The 14,271-nt window shown below is 61.4% G+C and carries 14 protein-coding genes; 7 read left to right on the top strand and 7 right to left on the bottom strand.

Annotated elements, in window-relative coordinates; all coding sequences use genetic code 11:
* Complete coding sequence (gene emhA / locus ACM6HV_RS21540; RefSeq protein ID WP_041070493.1) at positions 1 to 1,155, bottom strand: efflux RND transporter periplasmic adaptor subunit EmhA; 1,155 nt, start codon at positions 1,153 to 1,155, stop codon at positions 1 to 3.
* Between the two features lie 267 nt (positions 1,156 to 1,422).
* Here emhA and emhR point away from each other — a divergent pair, with 267 nt between their 5' ends.
* A complete protein-coding gene (emhR, locus tag ACM6HV_RS21535) occupies positions 1,423 to 2,055 on the top strand; it encodes an efflux system transcriptional repressor EmhR (RefSeq protein WP_008080104.1) in 633 nt (210 codons plus the stop codon).
* A gap of 217 nt (positions 2,056 to 2,272) precedes the next feature.
* Here emhR and ACM6HV_RS21530 read toward each other — a convergent pair whose 3' ends face one another.
* Genes ACM6HV_RS21530 through ACM6HV_RS21520 form a run of 3 tightly spaced genes read right to left on the bottom strand, consistent with a single transcriptional unit; the run spans position 2,273 to position 4,845 of the window.
* Positions 2,273 to 3,322 carry an alkene reductase gene (locus ACM6HV_RS21530; RefSeq protein WP_047292174.1) on the bottom strand — a complete coding sequence of 350 codons (1,050 nt, stop codon included), beginning with the start codon at positions 3,320 to 3,322 and terminating at the stop codon, positions 2,273 to 2,275.
* A gap of 30 nt (positions 3,323 to 3,352) precedes the next feature.
* Complete coding sequence (locus ACM6HV_RS21525; RefSeq protein ID WP_145593390.1) at positions 3,353 to 4,519, bottom strand: MFS transporter; 1,167 nt, start codon at positions 4,517 to 4,519, stop codon at positions 3,353 to 3,355.
* Between the two features lie 5 nt (positions 4,520 to 4,524).
* Positions 4,525 to 4,845, bottom strand: a complete 321-nt coding sequence (locus ACM6HV_RS21520) for an ArsR/SmtB family transcription factor (protein WP_003222436.1) — start codon at positions 4,843 to 4,845, stop codon at positions 4,525 to 4,527.
* Between the two features lie 169 nt (positions 4,846 to 5,014).
* On the opposite strand from ACM6HV_RS21520, the gene ACM6HV_RS21515 reads away from it, so the two are divergent.
* Positions 5,015 to 5,599, top strand: a complete 585-nt coding sequence (locus ACM6HV_RS21515) for an ACP phosphodiesterase (RefSeq protein WP_414905248.1) — start codon at positions 5,015 to 5,017, stop codon at positions 5,597 to 5,599.
* A gap of 107 nt (positions 5,600 to 5,706) precedes the next feature.
* Here the strand turns inward: ACM6HV_RS21515 and ACM6HV_RS21510 are convergent, their stop codons facing one another.
* Positions 5,707 to 6,501, bottom strand: coding sequence for a lysophospholipid acyltransferase family protein (locus tag ACM6HV_RS21510; protein WP_145593388.1), 795 nt, complete (start codon positions 6,499 to 6,501; stop codon positions 5,707 to 5,709).
* Positions 6,501 to 7,256: an L-ornithine N(alpha)-acyltransferase gene (gene olsB, locus ACM6HV_RS21505; RefSeq protein ID WP_145593387.1), complete on the bottom strand. Its 756-nt coding sequence runs from the start codon at positions 7,254 to 7,256 to the stop codon at positions 6,501 to 6,503. The genes ACM6HV_RS21510 and olsB overlap by 1 nt, the downstream gene beginning before the upstream one ends.
* A 153-nt stretch (positions 7,257 to 7,409) precedes the next feature.
* Between olsB and ACM6HV_RS21500 the strand changes: the two genes are divergently transcribed.
* The 5 genes from ACM6HV_RS21500 to ACM6HV_RS21480 all read left to right on the top strand — a co-directional run bounded on the left by ACM6HV_RS21500 (position 7,410) and on the right by ACM6HV_RS21480 (position 11,703).
* Positions 7,410 to 8,291: an acyl-CoA dehydrogenase gene (locus ACM6HV_RS21500; protein WP_414905247.1), complete on the top strand. Its 882-nt coding sequence runs from the start codon at positions 7,410 to 7,412 to the stop codon at positions 8,289 to 8,291.
* 137 nt (positions 8,292 to 8,428) lie between these two features.
* On the top strand, positions 8,429 to 9,508 hold the full coding sequence (locus ACM6HV_RS21495) for a serine hydrolase domain-containing protein (protein WP_414905246.1): 1,080 nt from the start codon (positions 8,429 to 8,431) through the stop codon (positions 9,506 to 9,508).
* Positions 9,505 to 9,810, top strand: coding sequence for an amidase (locus tag ACM6HV_RS21490; protein ID WP_414905245.1), 306 nt, complete (start codon positions 9,505 to 9,507; stop codon positions 9,808 to 9,810). The genes ACM6HV_RS21495 and ACM6HV_RS21490 overlap by 4 nt, the downstream gene beginning before the upstream one ends.
* Positions 9,811 to 9,953: 143 nt before the next feature.
* Positions 9,954 to 10,544: a YceI family protein gene (locus ACM6HV_RS21485; protein ID WP_041070474.1), complete on the top strand. Its 591-nt coding sequence runs from the start codon at positions 9,954 to 9,956 to the stop codon at positions 10,542 to 10,544.
* A 1-nt stretch (position 10,545) separates the two neighbouring features.
* The gene (locus ACM6HV_RS21480) at positions 10,546 to 11,703 is read left to right on the top strand and encodes a phospholipase D-like domain-containing protein (RefSeq protein WP_115988050.1); all 1,158 of its coding nucleotides are present in this window, start codon (positions 10,546 to 10,548) and stop codon (positions 11,701 to 11,703) included.
* 141 nt (positions 11,704 to 11,844) lie between these two features.
* Here the strand turns inward: ACM6HV_RS21480 and bglX are convergent, their stop codons facing one another.
* A complete protein-coding gene (gene bglX / locus ACM6HV_RS21475) occupies positions 11,845 to 14,136 on the bottom strand; it encodes a beta-glucosidase BglX (protein ID WP_414905244.1) in 2,292 nt (763 codons plus the stop codon).
* Between the last annotated feature and the right edge of the window lie 135 nt (positions 14,137 to 14,271).

Below are 14,271 nucleotides of genomic sequence, written 5' to 3'. Positions count from 1 at the left end.
TTACTCCCCTTTGCCGCCAGCGGCTTTGTCAGCTGCCTGAGCGGGGGCCGGGTTCTTGGCGACGTTGGTCGCTTCGGTCGGGTTGACCTGAGCACCTGGGCGAACATATTGCAGGCCTTCGGTGATCAGGCGATCGCCGGCTTTCAGGCCATCTTCGATCAGCCACTGGCTGCCGACGGTGCGGCTGGCCTTGAGCTGACGCAGTTCGACCTTGTTGTCCGGGCCGACAACCAGTGCGGTCGGGGTGCCCTTGAGGTCACGGGTCACGCCTTGTTGCGGCGCCAGAATGGCCGCGGCGTTGACGCCGGCCTGCAACTGGGCGCGAACGAACATGCCGGGCAGCAGGGTGTGATCCGGGTTCGGGAACACGGCGCGCAGGGTCACGGAACCGGTCGTCGGATCAACCGACACTTCGGAGAATTCCAGTTTGCCGTCGAGCTTGTACTGGCTGCCGTCTTCCAGGGTCAACTTGACCGCTGCCGAGTTGTCGCCAGCCTTCTGCAGGCGACCGCTTTCCAGCTCGCGGCGCAGTTCCAGCAGTTCAACCGAGGACTGGGTGACGTCGACATAGATCGGGTCCAGTTGCTGGATCGTCGCCATCGCGTCGGCCTGACCATTGCTGACCAGCGCGCCTTCGGTCACCGCAGAACGGCCAATACGACCGGAGATCGGCGCGTAGACCTTGGTGTATTTCACATTGATCTGCGCGCTTTGCAGCGACGCTTCCGATTCCATGCGGTTGGCCACGGCGGTGTCGTATTCCTGACGGCTCACGGCCTGCTCGTCGACCAGTTGCTTGTAGCGGTCGGAGATCGACTTGGTCGAGCGCAGATTGGCTTCGGCGCTTTTCAGGGTCGCTTCATAGACTGCCGGATCGATCTGGTACAGCTGCTGACCGGCTTTGACGTCGGCGCCTTCCTTGAACAGGCGCTTGAGAATGATGCCGTTGACCTGTGGCCGGACTTCAGCGATGCGGTACGCACTGGTGCGCCCCGGCAGTTCCGACGTGAGGGTGAACGCTTGTGGTTGCAGGGTGACGACGCCGACCTGAGGAGGCGGAGCGGCAGGGGCCGCTTCTTCCTTTTTACATCCGCTGAGCAGCGATGCCAGGGCGACGGCAGTGACCAGAGCGGTAACAGCTGGCTTGAATTGCATGAAGATCCTCGGGTCAGGCGCGCAAAATGCGCACAAGAAGTGTGGAAGGGTAAAAAAATCGGGTCGAGTGGATAAGTAGCTTGCTAAGGAATATACTTACGTTCATGGTTGTTTGTAAATAGCTTGGCGTCGTACCCACCCTGTTACAAAATGCGTCGCAAGGTTTGAAATTGTAGGCCGGGGAGCCGATTCGTGAGAAATCGGCCCCCTCTTTATTCAGCGGATATTCAGCCATCCCTGAAACATCCTGTTTGAGGTTTTACTGCCATGGTCCGTCGTACCAAAGAGGAAGCTCAGGAAACGCGCAGCCAGATTCTCGAAGCGGCCGAGAAAGCGTTTTATGAAAGGGGCGTGGCCCGCACGACCCTGGCGGATATCGCGACAATGGCCGGCGTTACGCGCGGTGCCATTTATTGGCACTTCAGCAACAAGGCCGATCTGGTGCAGGCGATGCTCGACAGCCTGCACGAACCGCTGGATGAATTGGCCAAGGCCAGCGAGAGCGAGGATGAACTCGATCCGCTGGGGTGCATGCGCAAGCTGTTGATCCATCTGTTCCATCAGGTTGCCCTGGATCCGAAGACCCGTCGCATTAACGAGATTCTGTTTCACAAGTGCGAATTCACCGATGAAATGTGCGATCTGCGCCAGCAGCGCCGCACGGCCAGTCTCGATTGCAATCTGCGCATCGGACTGACCCTGCGTAATGCGGTCAATCGCGGCCAGTTGCCGGAAGATCTCGACACTGCCCGCGCGGCCATCAGCATTCATGCGTATATCGATGGCCTCCTGTATGGATGGCTATTGGCGCCGGACAGCTTTGAGCTGCATGCCGAGGCCGAGCGTTGGGTCGATACAGGGTTGGATATGCTGCGCCTGAGCCCCAGCCTGCGCAAATGAAACAAAATGCGTAATTGACACAGGTTATGTCAATTGGCCTGCTTTTATAGACGCCCGAGCCGCGAGTTTAAACGTAGCGAGCTACGGATTTTGTAGGGATTTTGTGTCGTCCCTGTGAACGAATGTTAGCTGCCCCGTACCGAACGCCCAAGAAAAAGCCCCCGGCTCTCACGAGTCGGGGGCTTTTGCGTTTCGGCTGCTTTGGACTGAATAACGTTTACAGCGTCGGGTAGTCGATGTAACCGACCGGGCCCTTGCCGTAGAACAGCTCTGGGCGCGGATCGTTCAGCGGGGCATCGGCCTTCAGGCGTGCCGGCAGGTCCGGGTTGGCAATGAACGGTACGCCGAACGCTACGGCGTCAGCCTTGCCTTCAGCCAGCCACGCATTCGCGCTGTCTTTGGTGAAACGCTCGTTGGCAATGTACGCACCGCCGAAGGCTTCTTTGAGCTGTGGGCCGAGGCTGTCGGCACCTTCTTTCTCGCGGGAGCAGATGAAGGCGATGCCACGTTTGCCCAGCTCGCGAGCGACATAAGTGAAGGTCTCGGCCAGATTGTCGTCGCCCATGTCGTGGGAGTCGGCGCGGGGTGCCAGGTGCACGCCGACACGGCCGGCGCCCCAGACGTCGATCGCCGCGTCAGTCACTTCCAGCAGCAGGCGCGCACGGTTCTCCAGAGAACCGCCGTAGTTGTCGGTACGCTGGTTGGTGCTGCTTTGCAGGAACTGGTCGAGCAGGTAACCGTTGGCGCCGTGGATTTCCACGCCATCGAAACCGGCGGCTTTGGCGTTCTCGGCGCCGGTACGGTAGGCCTCGACAATCTCGGCGATTTCAGCGGTTTCCAGCGCGCGCGGGGTCGGGTAGTCGGCCAGTGGTCGCACCAGACTGACGTGACCCTTAGGCTGGATGGCGCTCGGCGCGACCGGAGCTTCACCGTTGAGGTACGACGGGTGCGAGATGCGGCCGACGTGCCACAGTTGCAGGACGATCTTGCCGCCGGCAGCGTGCACGGCTTTGGTCACGTTGGTCCAGCCGCGGACCTGGTCGTTGGACCAGATGCCCGGGGTGTCCGGGTAGCCAACGCCCATCGGGGTGACCGAGGTGGCTTCGGACAGGATCAGGCCAGCCGACGCGCGCTGTACGTAGTATTCAGCCATCAGCGCGTTCGGCACGCGGCCTTCGTCGGCGCGGCAGCGGGTCAGCGGGGCCATGATGATGCGGTTGGACAGCTCGAGGTCGCCCAGTTTGATCGGATCGAAAATAGTTGCCATGTGTACAACCCTCGTCAGTGAAGTGGTTAATCAGTGGGTAGCAGGGGCCAGGCCGGCATCGCCGTTCTGACGGAAAGTGATCAGGGTCACCAGCAGCGCGAGCACGGCCAGCGCGGCGGCGGCCAGGGGCACGCTGGTCAGGCCGAAACCGTGGGCAATGACGCTGCCGCCGACCCAGGCGCCCAGCGCGTTGCCGATGTTGAAAGCGCCGATGTTCAGGGTCGACACCAGGTTCGGAGCCGCCTTGCCGAAGGTCACCACGTTGACTTGCAGCGCCGGAACGGCGGCGAACGATGCGGTGGCCCAGAGGAACAGGGTGATTTCGGTCGGGATCAGCGCAACGCTGGTCCAGCTCAGCACGGTGGAAACCACCGCCATTGCCACGAACACGCCGATCAGGGTCGCGCCGAGACGCTTGTCCGCCAGTTTGCCGCCAATGATGTTGCCCACCGTCAGACCGAGGCCGATCAGCAGCAGGGTCCAGGTCACGCCTTTTGGCGAGACACCGGTGACATCACCGAGCAGCGGCGCGACGTAGGTGAAGAGGGTGAACATCGACGCGGCGAAGAGTGCGGTCATGCTCAGCGACAGCCAGATACCGGCGCCCTTGAGGGCGGCGAGTTCGGCGCGCATGTCGAGTTTTTCCTCGTCACGCTTGGCCGGCAGGAAGCGGATCAGACCGATCAGCGCCACGACACCAATCACGGTCACCGCCCAGAAGGTCGAACGCCAGCCGGCTTCCTGACCCAGCGCCGTGCCCAGTGGCACGCCGAGCACGTTGGCCAGGGTCAGGCCGGTGAACATCAGCGCCACCGCTGATGCGCGCTTGTTTGGCGCGACCAGCCCGGCAGCTACCACAGAACCAATACCAAAGAACGCACCGTGGCACAGCGCGGTGACGACACGGGCAAACATCAGCACGTTGTAGTCACTGGCAATGGCACACAGCAGGTTACCGACGATGAAAATGCCCATCAGCGCTACCAGTGCAGCCTTGCGTGGCAGTCTGGCGGTGGCCAGTGCCATGAACGGTGCACCGATGGCCACGCCCAGGGCGTAACCGGTCACCAGCCAGCCGGCGCCCGGGATCGACACACCGAGGTCGGTCGCCACATCGGGCAGCAGGCCCATGATGACGAACTCGGTGGTGCCGATGGCGAAGGCACTCAAGGCCAGAATGAGTAGCGAGAGGGGCATTTGAATCAATTCCTTGTGGGAGCGCTGAGCTCTTTGACGATGGCGTCGAGGAACGCCTGGATCACGTCCTCGTTGCGTTTGAAAAAGTGCCACTGGCCGGCTTTCTGGCTGCTGATCAGGCCTGCGCGTTGCAGGGTCGCCAGGTGGGCGGAGACGGTCGACTGCGACAGGCCGCAACGTTGATCGATCTGCCCGGCACAGATGCCGTACTCGTGGTTGTGAATCTGCTCAGGAAACTGGGCTTTGGGGTCTTTCAGCCAGATGAGGATGTCTCGCCGTACTGGGTGTGCCAGGGCTTTTATTATTTCGTCGAGGTCGAGGTTCATGGCTTTGTGCTCGTGATGTGTAGCGCTATATCGCGATGAGGCGAACTTTAAATCGGTATTTCGCGATATACCAATATGAATTTGATCTGACGACCGCATAAATCGGTATATCGGGTTATAACGATACGTGTGCTGTAACGATGAAAGCGCGCAGTGCTAAGCTGCGCCCATGAACTATCTCGCACATTTACACCTCGGAGGCCAGCTCCCCGAGCAATTACTCGGCAGTCTGTATGGCGATTTCGTCAAAGGACGCCTGCAAGGGCAATTTGCGCCGCAGATCGAAGCGGCGATTCAGCTGCATCGGCGGATTGATGTGTTCACCGATCGCCACCCCGTGGTGGACATCGCCCTCGGGCGTTTCACCGAGACCCGGCGGCGCTACGCGGGGATTGTCCTCGATGTGTTTTTCGACCATTGCCTGGCGCGGGACTGGACGCTGTACGCCGATCAGCCGCTGGAGGACTTCACCCGCGACGTGTACCGGGTGCTGTCGAATGAACGGCAATTGCCCGAACGCCTGGCGAAGATCGCACCGTACATGGTTGCCAACGACTGGCTGGGTTCGTATCAGGCGTTTGAAGTGCTGGAGCAGGTGCTGCGCGGGATCTCCCGGCGCCTGACCCGGCCGGAGGAACTGGCGATGGCGATGCAGGAATTGCGGCGGTTGTATGAGCCGCTGAGTGAGGACTTCGCGTTGTTCTACCCGCAACTTCAGGACTTCGCCCAAAAAGCTGAGCCACTGAAGATCTAAATGTGGGAGCGAGCCTGCTCGCGAAAGCGCAGTGTCATTCAACATTCATGTTGTTGATCCACCGCTTTCGCGAGCAGGCTCGCTCCCACAGGGGGGGAATCGGTGTTTCAGGCAGCGATCAATTCGCCGGCGCGACGCGGTTCGGCCGCTTTGGCGATATCACCAAACAACGCCTTCTGCACCGCCTGCTGCGCTTCGAACGCCAGTGCCGCACGCTCGCGGCCCTGACAGGCGATCGGCTTGAGCAGATGCACTTCAACATCGGCGCAATCATTGCTGAACAGACGCATCAGGTGCGACAGCAAATCATCGTCACCAATGAACGGCGCCAGCGCGTCGATCTCGCCATTGCGCAGATAACGGATCGCCACCGGTTGCAGCATCACCTCGGAATCGATGGCCGCCGACAGCAGGCGACCGTGAAAAGTGCGCAGCGAACGGCCGTCGGTGGTGGTGCCTTCCGGGAACATCAGCAGCGGATGCTGCGTCTGCAAATGGCGGGTCATCTGTTTGCGGATCAACTGGCTGTCACCCGAGCCGCGACGGATGAACAGGCTGCCTGCCTTGGCCGCCAGCCAGCCAGCCACCGGCCAGGTGCGCACTTCGGCCTTGGACAGAAACGACAGCGGCGTGAGCATGCCCAGCAGTGGAATGTCAGTCCATGACACATGATTGCTGACCCACAGCATTGGCTGCTGCGGCAACTCGCCGTGCACCGTTACGCGAAAGGGCAGGGCATTGCTCAAACGTGCCATGAAGAAACGCGACCAGCGCTGCCGACGTTGCATCGAGTGCGCCAGGCCCAGACGTTCGAATACGCCGAACACGCTGGCCATGGTCAGGCCCAGCGTCACCACCAGCAGCACCCGCGCGATTCGCGCGTACACGCGCAGCCGGCTCATTACACGGCCGCCTTGAAGTGCTTGGCGTAACGCGGGCAGAGTTCGTCGCGCTTGAGCAGGATGAACACGTCGGCAACCTGGAAGTCTTCGTCCCAGCACGGCTCGCCGCAGATCTTCGCGCCCAGGCGCATGTAGGCCTTGAGCAGCGGCGGCATTTCGGCGATCACGTTCGACGGAATGTCCAGCGATGGCAGCGGATTCTTCGGTTCGGCGCGCAGGTGTTCGGTGCACAGGTAGCGTTCGCGCAGACGCTGCATGATCGCGTGGGCCTGCACGCCGCCGTCCTGCATCGGGATGCTCGCGCAACCCATCAGGTAGCTGTAGCCGCCCTGATTCAACACTTCGGCCAGTTCACCCCACAGCACAGCGATGGTGCCGCCGTTGCGGTAGGCCGGGTCGACACAGGTACGGCCGATTTCGAGGATCGGTCCTTGCAGATGGGCCAGTCCGTGCAGGCTGAATTCTTCTTCGCTGTAGAATTTGCCCAGGCTGCTGGCAGCCGTGTGATCGAGTAAACGAGTGGTGGCGACCAGACGCCCGGTGTTCAGGTCACGCACGCCGATGTGGCTGCAGTGAACATCATAGTCATCCATGTCCAGACCCAGTTCCGCGCCTTTCAGCCTGGCGTTGAATTCGCCGCTGAAGACGCTGAAGCGCAAGGCCTGGGCTTGCTGCAAGGCCTCGGCGCCGATCAGGCGTTCGGCTTGCAGGCGGCGTTCATTGCCGGTGTCGCTGATGCGGGCGATCTGAGTCATTTGAATCTCCGTACGGGCCTTGAACCCGTCGTGGGTTGCAGCCGATCGACTTTCTTTATGCAGCCATGTTGTGCAAAGTCAGGCTATGTAGCCCCGGTGTCATCGCCATGAACGTTTGGTGATGCTTGTATGACAGCCCTCAAGGAGCCTCTTATGCCCTGGCCCAGCCTGCTCGAAAGTCATGAACGTCTGCCCGCCGTGGCTGATCTGGCGGAAGGTTTCGCCACGTTGTTGCAGCAAGTGGGCAACGTGACGCCGTTCGAACTGGCGGTGGCCGGAGGGCGGCGCATGGCGACGCCGGGGCTGGCGTTTCTGGTGGGGTATCAGGCGGCGTTGCGCATGCTTTGGCCGAGCGCACCGCCGAGTCTTGGCGCGTTGTGTGCGACCGAACAGCGCAGCTTGCGCCCGGCGGACATGCAGACCCGTCTCAGTGATTTGCGCCTGAGCGGGCGCAAGGATTTCGTGACCGCTGGGGATGCCGCCGACTGGCTGCTCGTCGCCGCGCGCAGTGAACAACCCGGCGAAACCCCGCGCCTGAGCCTGGCGGTGGTCTATCCCGGCGAGCCCGGCGTGCGCGTGGAAAAGCTCCCGGCACTGCCGTTGATGCCGGACATCAGCCACGGTCGTCTGCACCTGGACGGCGCGTTGTGCGAGTTGCTCGCGGGGGATGGCTGGGATGCTTATGTGAAGCCGTTCCGCACCCTGGAAGATGTCTATGTGTTGAGCGCGATGACCGCGTGGCTGTATGGCGTCGGTCAGGACAGTGGCTGGTCGCAGCCGCTGCTGTTGCGTTTGCTGGCGCTGCTGGCCGGCTGTGCGGAGGCGAGCCGCCAGCCGCCGAACAATCCGGCCGGACATGTGTTGCTGGGTGGGTTGTTTGCGCAGTTTGATGCGCTGAAGAACGAGATCGATCAGGCGTTGGCCGAGGGCAACCCGGAGTGGGCGCAGATGTGGCAGCGTGATCAGTCGGTGATGCAATTGGCGGCGGGCGCGCGGGCCAAGCGCTTGGCCAAAGCCCTGCACATTCCCCTGTAGGAGCTGCCGCAGGCTGCGATCTTTTGATCTTTAAATGCACAATCAAAAGATCGCAGCCTGCGGCAGCTCCTACAGTGATCGGGAGATTGTCATTTTTCTGGGCCATGATCTCTGCACACGTCGGTTGAGATTTTTCCATGATCAAAGGCCTGTCCCTGTTTCTGCTGCTGATCAGCTTCACGGTCCAGGCCGAGCAATGGCCGGATGAACAATGGCCGACGGGCGCAAAAATCAGCGGCGCAGCAGTCGAGGCATTAGAGGCCTACGCCTTCCCGCCCCGCGACGACGACACCCGCCAGGGCATCCGCACCGACGCCTTGCTGGTCATTCGCGACGGTCAGGTTATCTACGAACGCTATGCCGGTCCGACCCGTGCCGAAAAGCCACATCTGACCTGGTCGATCAGCAAGAGTCTGATGGCCACGGTGCTTGGTGTGGCGTATGGCGAAGGCTTGTTCAGGCTCGAAGATCCGGCCGTGAGGTTCTACCCGCCTCTGGAAAAACACCCGGCCATGACAATTGCCGACCTGCTGCACTGGGCTTCCGGTCTGGACTGGCAGGAGGATTACGAATACGCCCCGCTGAAATCCTCGGTGGTGGCAATGCTCTACACCCGTGGGCAGCGCGACATGCCCGCGTTCACTGCCAATCACGACGCCTACGCGCTGCCGGGGCAGGCGTTCCGTTATTCCAGTGGTGACAGCAATTTGCTGGCGGCGGCGCTGAAGAACATGGTCGGCCCCGAGCGTTATCCCGACTATCCGTGGACGGCGCTGTTCGAGCCGTTGGGCATTCGCCATGCCGTGTGGGAAACCGATGCCGGCGGCACGTTTGTCGCGTCCTCTTACGCGTATCTCACCGCCCGTGATCTGGCGCGGGTTGGCCTGTTGATGCTGCGCGACGGACGTTGGCGCGACCGGCAATTGCTACCCAAGGACTGGATCGCCTTCAACCGTGAGCCATTTGCCGGCTACAAGGCTCATCAGGACGAAGCGGTGCCCGGCGGCCAGTGGTGGCTCAATCGCCCGGCGGATGGCGCCGCCGCGCCATGGCCCGACGCGCCGCCCGACACCTTCGCCGCCCTCGGTCATTGGGGGCAGGCGCTGTATGTAATCCCCAGCGAGAAACTGCTGATCGTGCGTTACGCCGATGATCGCGACGGCAGTTATCGCCACAACGAACTGCTCAAGCGCGTGATCCAGGCGGTGCAGCCATGAGGTTGTTCAAGCGGGTGTTGCTGCTGGCGCTGATCGTGCTGCTGGGCTGGATCTGGCTCGAACGCGACAATCTATGGGCGTTCCCCGACATCATCAGTGCGTACACGGCCAAGGAATATTGTTCGTGTCGCTACGTGATGAACAACCAGGCTGAATATTGCCGGGGTTATGTGAAACAGTGGCTGCCGACCAGCGGTTTTACCGATGACAGCGCGAGCAAAACCGTCACCGTCAGTGGCATGGGCCGCAGCAATCGCGCGCAGTGGCTGGGTGAACGGCAAGGCTGTCGTTTACAGCCTTGAAAGATCGCAGCCTGCGGCAGCTCCTACAGGTTTTGCATTCCTTGTAGGAGCTGCCGCAGGCTGCGATCTTTTGATCTTAATGTTTGCAATAAACCTATGGGCGGTTAAGGTTCGTGCAGGTTTATCGCCCCCACGAGTATTCAATGTTCAACCGCTCCCTCTATAAAGCCTTCGCCAGTCTGCTGCTGGCCGCCGCCGCGCTGCCGGCGCAGGCCAATTGGTATCTGGATGGCGAGTCGTCGCGGCTGTCGTTCGTCAGCACGAAAAACGCCCACATTTCCGAAGTGCAGCGCTTCCTGGTGTTGCACGGCAAGGTCGATCCGGATGGCCGCGCTGAAGTCGAAGTCGAGCTGGATTCGATCAACAGCGGCATCCCGCTGCGCGACGAGCGCATGCGCAAGGAGCTGTTCCAGATCGAGCAATTCCCCGAAGCGACCATCAGCACCCGGATCGACCTGCGCCCGATCAACGATCTGGCCCCCGGTGCGCAGCTGGAATTGCGTCTGCCGCTGACCGTCAACCTGCACGGCAAGCAACACGAATACCCGGCGCAGTTGCTGGCCACCCGTCTTGATGACCGGCGTTTTCAAGTGGTGACCCTGGAACCACTGGTGATCAACGCCGAGGATTTTGACCTGGTGCCGGGTCTGGAAACTCTGCGCAACCTGGCCGGCCTGTCGGCCATCAGTCTGTCGGTACCGGTGGGTGCGGTGCTGATTTTCACGGCGCGCTGACATGCGCGGCGCGGTGTTCCCGTGGCGGGACGGCAATCGCTTCGAACTGTTGATCGACGGCCCGCAATTCTTCCCGCGCATGCTGGTGGAAATTGCCCGCGCCGAAGAACAGGTCGAACTCGAGTTGTATCTGGTGGAGGCGGGCGCCTGCGCCGAAGCCGTGGTGCAGGCGCTGGTGCAGGCCGCCGAGCGCGGGGTGCGGGTACGTTGCCTGTTCGATGACTACGGCAGCCTCGCGTTTACCCTGCACCTGCGTCAGCGCCTGACCAAGGCCGGGGTCGAACTGCGTTTCTACAATCGCCTGAACTGGCGGCGCTGGGTCGGCAACTTCTATCGTGATCACCGCAAATTGCTGCTGGTTGATCAGCGTCTGGCGGTGGTCGGCGGCACGGGTGTCACCGATGAGTTCTGGACGCCCGGGCAGGACAGCAGCGAATGGCATGAAGTGATGGTGGAAATCAGCGGTCCGCTGGTGCTCGACTGGCAAGTGCTGTTCGACCGCCAATGGATCGCCAACCGCCATCGCCGGGCGTGGAAACCTTCGGCGCATGTCGGCCTGCCACGCTTGCCCAAGGTTCCGGACATGGGCGAGGGCATGGGCCGCGTGGCCTACGCCGATGCCCGCCAGCATCGCGACATTCTGCAGTCGCTGTTTCGCGCCTTGAACAGCGGGCAGAAACGCATCTGGATGGCCACGCCTTACTTCCTGCCGACCTGGAAAATCCGCCGCTCGCTGCGCAAGGCCGCTGCCCGAGGTGTCGACGTCCGATTACTGCTGACCGGGCCGCGCACCGATCACCCGTCGGTACGTTACGCCGGGCATCGCTACTACCCGCGCCTGCTCAAGGCCGGGGTGCAGATCTTCGAATATCAGCCGTGTTTCCTGCACCTGAAAATGGTGCTGGTGGACGAGTGGGTGAGCATTGGATCGTGCAACTTCGATCACTGGAACCTGCGCTTCAATCTGGAGGCGAATCTGGAGGCACTGGATCCGTCGTTGACGGCAGCGGTGGTGCAGAGTTTCGAGAAGGACTTCGGCCTGAGTCAGCAGGTCAGTCTGGAGGAGTGGCAACGCCGGCCGCTGTGGCGGCGGGTGAAGCAGCGGATCTGGGGCTGGGTGGATCGGCTGGTGGTCAATATTCTCGATCGCCGCGGCTAAAACCGATTTTGAATACACCCTGAATCCAATGTGGGAGCGAGCCTGCTCGCGAAAGCGGTGTGTCAGTCAGCAATTGTTTATCTGAGTAACCGCTTTCGCGAGCAGGCTCGCTCCCACAGGGTTTTTGCAGTGTTGTTGCGGTTACAGCAACTCAAAGCTCTGCTGCGTCACATCCTGCGAATCCAGGCCGATCTGCACGTTGAACTTGCCAGGCTCAGCCGCGTACTTGAGCTGGGCGTTGTAGAACTTCAGGTCATCCTCGGTGATGGTGAAGTGCACGACTTTCTGTTCGCCGGCCTTGAGCATGATTTTCTGGAAGTTCTTCAGTTCTTTCACCGGGCGAATCATCGAGCCGGTGACGTCCTGAATGTACAGCTGCACCACGGTTTCGCCGTCACGTTTGCCGGTGTTTTTCAGGGTCACACTGGCCTCGAGCTTGCCGGTGGCGTTCAGCGTGGTTGACGACAGCGCCATGTCGCTCAGGCTGAAGCTGGTATAGCTCAGGCCATAACCGAACGGGAACAGTGGGCCCGTGGTGTCATCGAAATACTGCGAGGTGTAGTTGCCCGGTTTGCCCGGCGTGAACGGCCGGCCAATGCTCAGGTGGTTGTAGTAGGTCGGGATCTGGCCCACGGAACGCGGGAAGGTCACCGGCAGTTTGCCCGACGGGTTGTAGTCGCCAAACAGCACGTCGGCGATGGCGTTGCCGCCCTCGGTGCCGCTGAACCAGGTTTCCAGAATCGCATCAGCCGACTGGTTCTCTTCGAGAATAGTCAGCGGACGGCCGTTCATCAGCACCAGTACCAGCGGTTTGCCGGTGGCTTTCAGGGCACGGATCAGCTCGCGCTGGTTTTCCGGGATGTTCAGGTCGGTGCGGCTGGAGGATTCGTGGGACATGCCACGGGATTCGCCCACAGCGGCGACGATCACGTCGGCGTCCTTGGCCGCTTTCACCGCTTCGTCGATCAACACGTTGGCCGGACGCGGGTCATCGACCACTTCCGGGGCGTCGAAATTGAGGAAGTTCAGGTAATCCAGAACCTTCTTGTCGCTGGTGATGTTCGCGCCACGGGCGTAGATCAGGTTGGCCTTGTCGCCAATCACCGAGCTCATGCCGTCGAACAGGGTCACCGATTGCGCCGGCTTACCGGCCGCCGCCCAACTGCCCATCATGTCGATCGGCGCCTTGGCCAATGGACCGACCAGCATGACTTTCGCGTCTTTCTTCAGCGGCAGGGTGTCGTTCTGGTTCTTCAACAGCACCAGGCTGCGACGTGCCACGTCACGGGCTTCGGCGCGGTGCAGACGGCTTTCGGCGTAAGTGTCGGCCGGATCATCCTCGGCCTTGCCGATACGCAGGTACGGGTCCTTGAACAGGCCCATGTCGTACTTGGCGGCGAGCACTTCGCGCACGGCGTTGTCGATGTCTTTCTGTTCGATCTCGCCGGACTTGAGCAGCCCCGGCAGCTCTTTGCCGTACAGGGTGTCGTTCATGCTCATGTCGATGCCGGCCTTGATCGCCAGCTTCGCCGCTTCACGACCGTCGGCGGCCACGCCGTGCTTGATCAGCTCGAAGATCGCGCCGTGGTCGCTGACCGCCAGGCCCTTGAAGCCCCAGTCCTTGTGCAGCAGGTCGTTCATCAGCCAGGTGTTGGCGGTGGCCGGGATGCCGTTGATCGAGTTCAGCGCGACCATCACGCCACCGGCGCCGGCGTCAATCGCGGCGCGGTAGGGCGGCAGGTAGTCCTGGTACATCTTCACCGGGCTCATGTCGACGGTGTTGTAGTCACGACCGCCCTCGACCGCGCCATACAGGGCGAAGTGTTTGACGCTGGCCATGATGCTGTCGGCGGCGCTCGGGGTATCGCCCTGATAGGCCTTGACCATCACTTTGGCGATGCGCGAAGTCAGATAGGTGTCTTCACCGAAACCTTCGGAGCTGCGGCCCCAGCGCGGATCGCGGGAGATGTCGACCATCGGCGCGAAGGTAATGTCGAGGCTGTCGGCCGCCGCTTCCTTGGCGGCTATACGCCCGGACTGGCCGATGGCGTCCATGTTCCAGCTCGAGGCCAGGGCCAGCGGAATCGGGAAAATAGTACGATGACCGTGGATCACGTCGTACGCAAAAAACATCGGAATCTTCAGGCGGCTGCGCATTGCCGCGTCCTGCATCGGACGGTTTTCCGGGCGGGTGATCGAGTTGAACGTACCGCCGATATTGCCGGCGGCGATCTCTTTGCGGATCAGTTCGCGGGGCATTTCCGGGCCGATGCTGATCAGGCGCAACTGGCCGATCTTTTCATCGAGGGTCATTTGCTTCATCAGGTTGCTGATGAACGCGTCCTTGTTTTCCAGGGGTACCGGGGTCGTGGCGGCCAATACTTGATGACTGGCCAGGCTGACGAACAGGCCCAGCAAACACAGCTTCTTCATGAATATTTTTCTCGAGGGCCCAAACGGCAATGCAATGCCGGCCAGCCAAAAGTTAGGGAGCGACTATTGTTGTTCGGGTGCAGGCTCAAAATGACCGAGCCAAAAACGCCCGCCGACCGTCGGCAGCGTTTGCGC

The sequence above is a fragment of the Pseudomonas sp. IT-P260 genome, assembly GCF_949768395.1.
Classification (GTDB): Bacteria; Pseudomonadota; Gammaproteobacteria; order Pseudomonadales; family Pseudomonadaceae; genus Aquipseudomonas; species Aquipseudomonas parakoreensis.
The sequence above is the reverse complement of the archived record's forward strand: the minus strand, read 5'-3'. Positions and strand labels throughout refer to the sequence as shown.

Coding starts and splice junctions, on each gene's coding strand:
- emhR (WP_008080104.1), top strand. CDS start 1,423: ATGGTCCGTCGTACCAAAGAGGAAGCTCAGGAAACGCGCAGCCAGATT.
- ACM6HV_RS21525 (WP_145593390.1), bottom strand. CDS start 4,519: ATGCCCCTCTCGCTACTCATTCTGGCCTTGAGTGCCTTCGCCATCGGC.
- ACM6HV_RS21530 (WP_047292174.1), bottom strand. CDS start 3,322: ATGGCAACTATTTTCGATCCGATCAAACTGGGCGACCTCGAGCTGTCC.
- ACM6HV_RS21520 (WP_003222436.1), bottom strand. CDS start 4,845: ATGAACCTCGACCTCGACGAAATAATAAAAGCCCTGGCACACCCAGTA.
- ACM6HV_RS21500 (WP_414905247.1), top strand. CDS start 7,410: ATGCCCTGGCCCAGCCTGCTCGAAAGTCATGAACGTCTGCCCGCCGTG.
- emhA (WP_041070493.1), bottom strand. CDS start 1,155: ATGCAATTCAAGCCAGCTGTTACCGCTCTGGTCACTGCCGTCGCCCTG.
- bglX (WP_414905244.1), bottom strand. CDS start 14,136: ATGAAGAAGCTGTGTTTGCTGGGCCTGTTCGTCAGCCTGGCCAGTCAT.
- ACM6HV_RS21490 (WP_414905245.1), top strand. CDS start 9,505: ATGAGGTTGTTCAAGCGGGTGTTGCTGCTGGCGCTGATCGTGCTGCTG.
- ACM6HV_RS21510 (WP_145593388.1), bottom strand. CDS start 6,501: ATGAGCCGGCTGCGCGTGTACGCGCGAATCGCGCGGGTGCTGCTGGTG.
- ACM6HV_RS21495 (WP_414905246.1), top strand. CDS start 8,429: ATGATCAAAGGCCTGTCCCTGTTTCTGCTGCTGATCAGCTTCACGGTC.
- olsB (WP_145593387.1), bottom strand. CDS start 7,256: ATGACTCAGATCGCCCGCATCAGCGACACCGGCAATGAACGCCGCCTG.
- ACM6HV_RS21485 (WP_041070474.1), top strand. CDS start 9,954: ATGTTCAACCGCTCCCTCTATAAAGCCTTCGCCAGTCTGCTGCTGGCC.
- ACM6HV_RS21480 (WP_115988050.1), top strand. CDS start 10,546: ATGCGCGGCGCGGTGTTCCCGTGGCGGGACGGCAATCGCTTCGAACTG.
- ACM6HV_RS21515 (WP_414905248.1), top strand. CDS start 5,015: ATGAACTATCTCGCACATTTACACCTCGGAGGCCAGCTCCCCGAGCAA.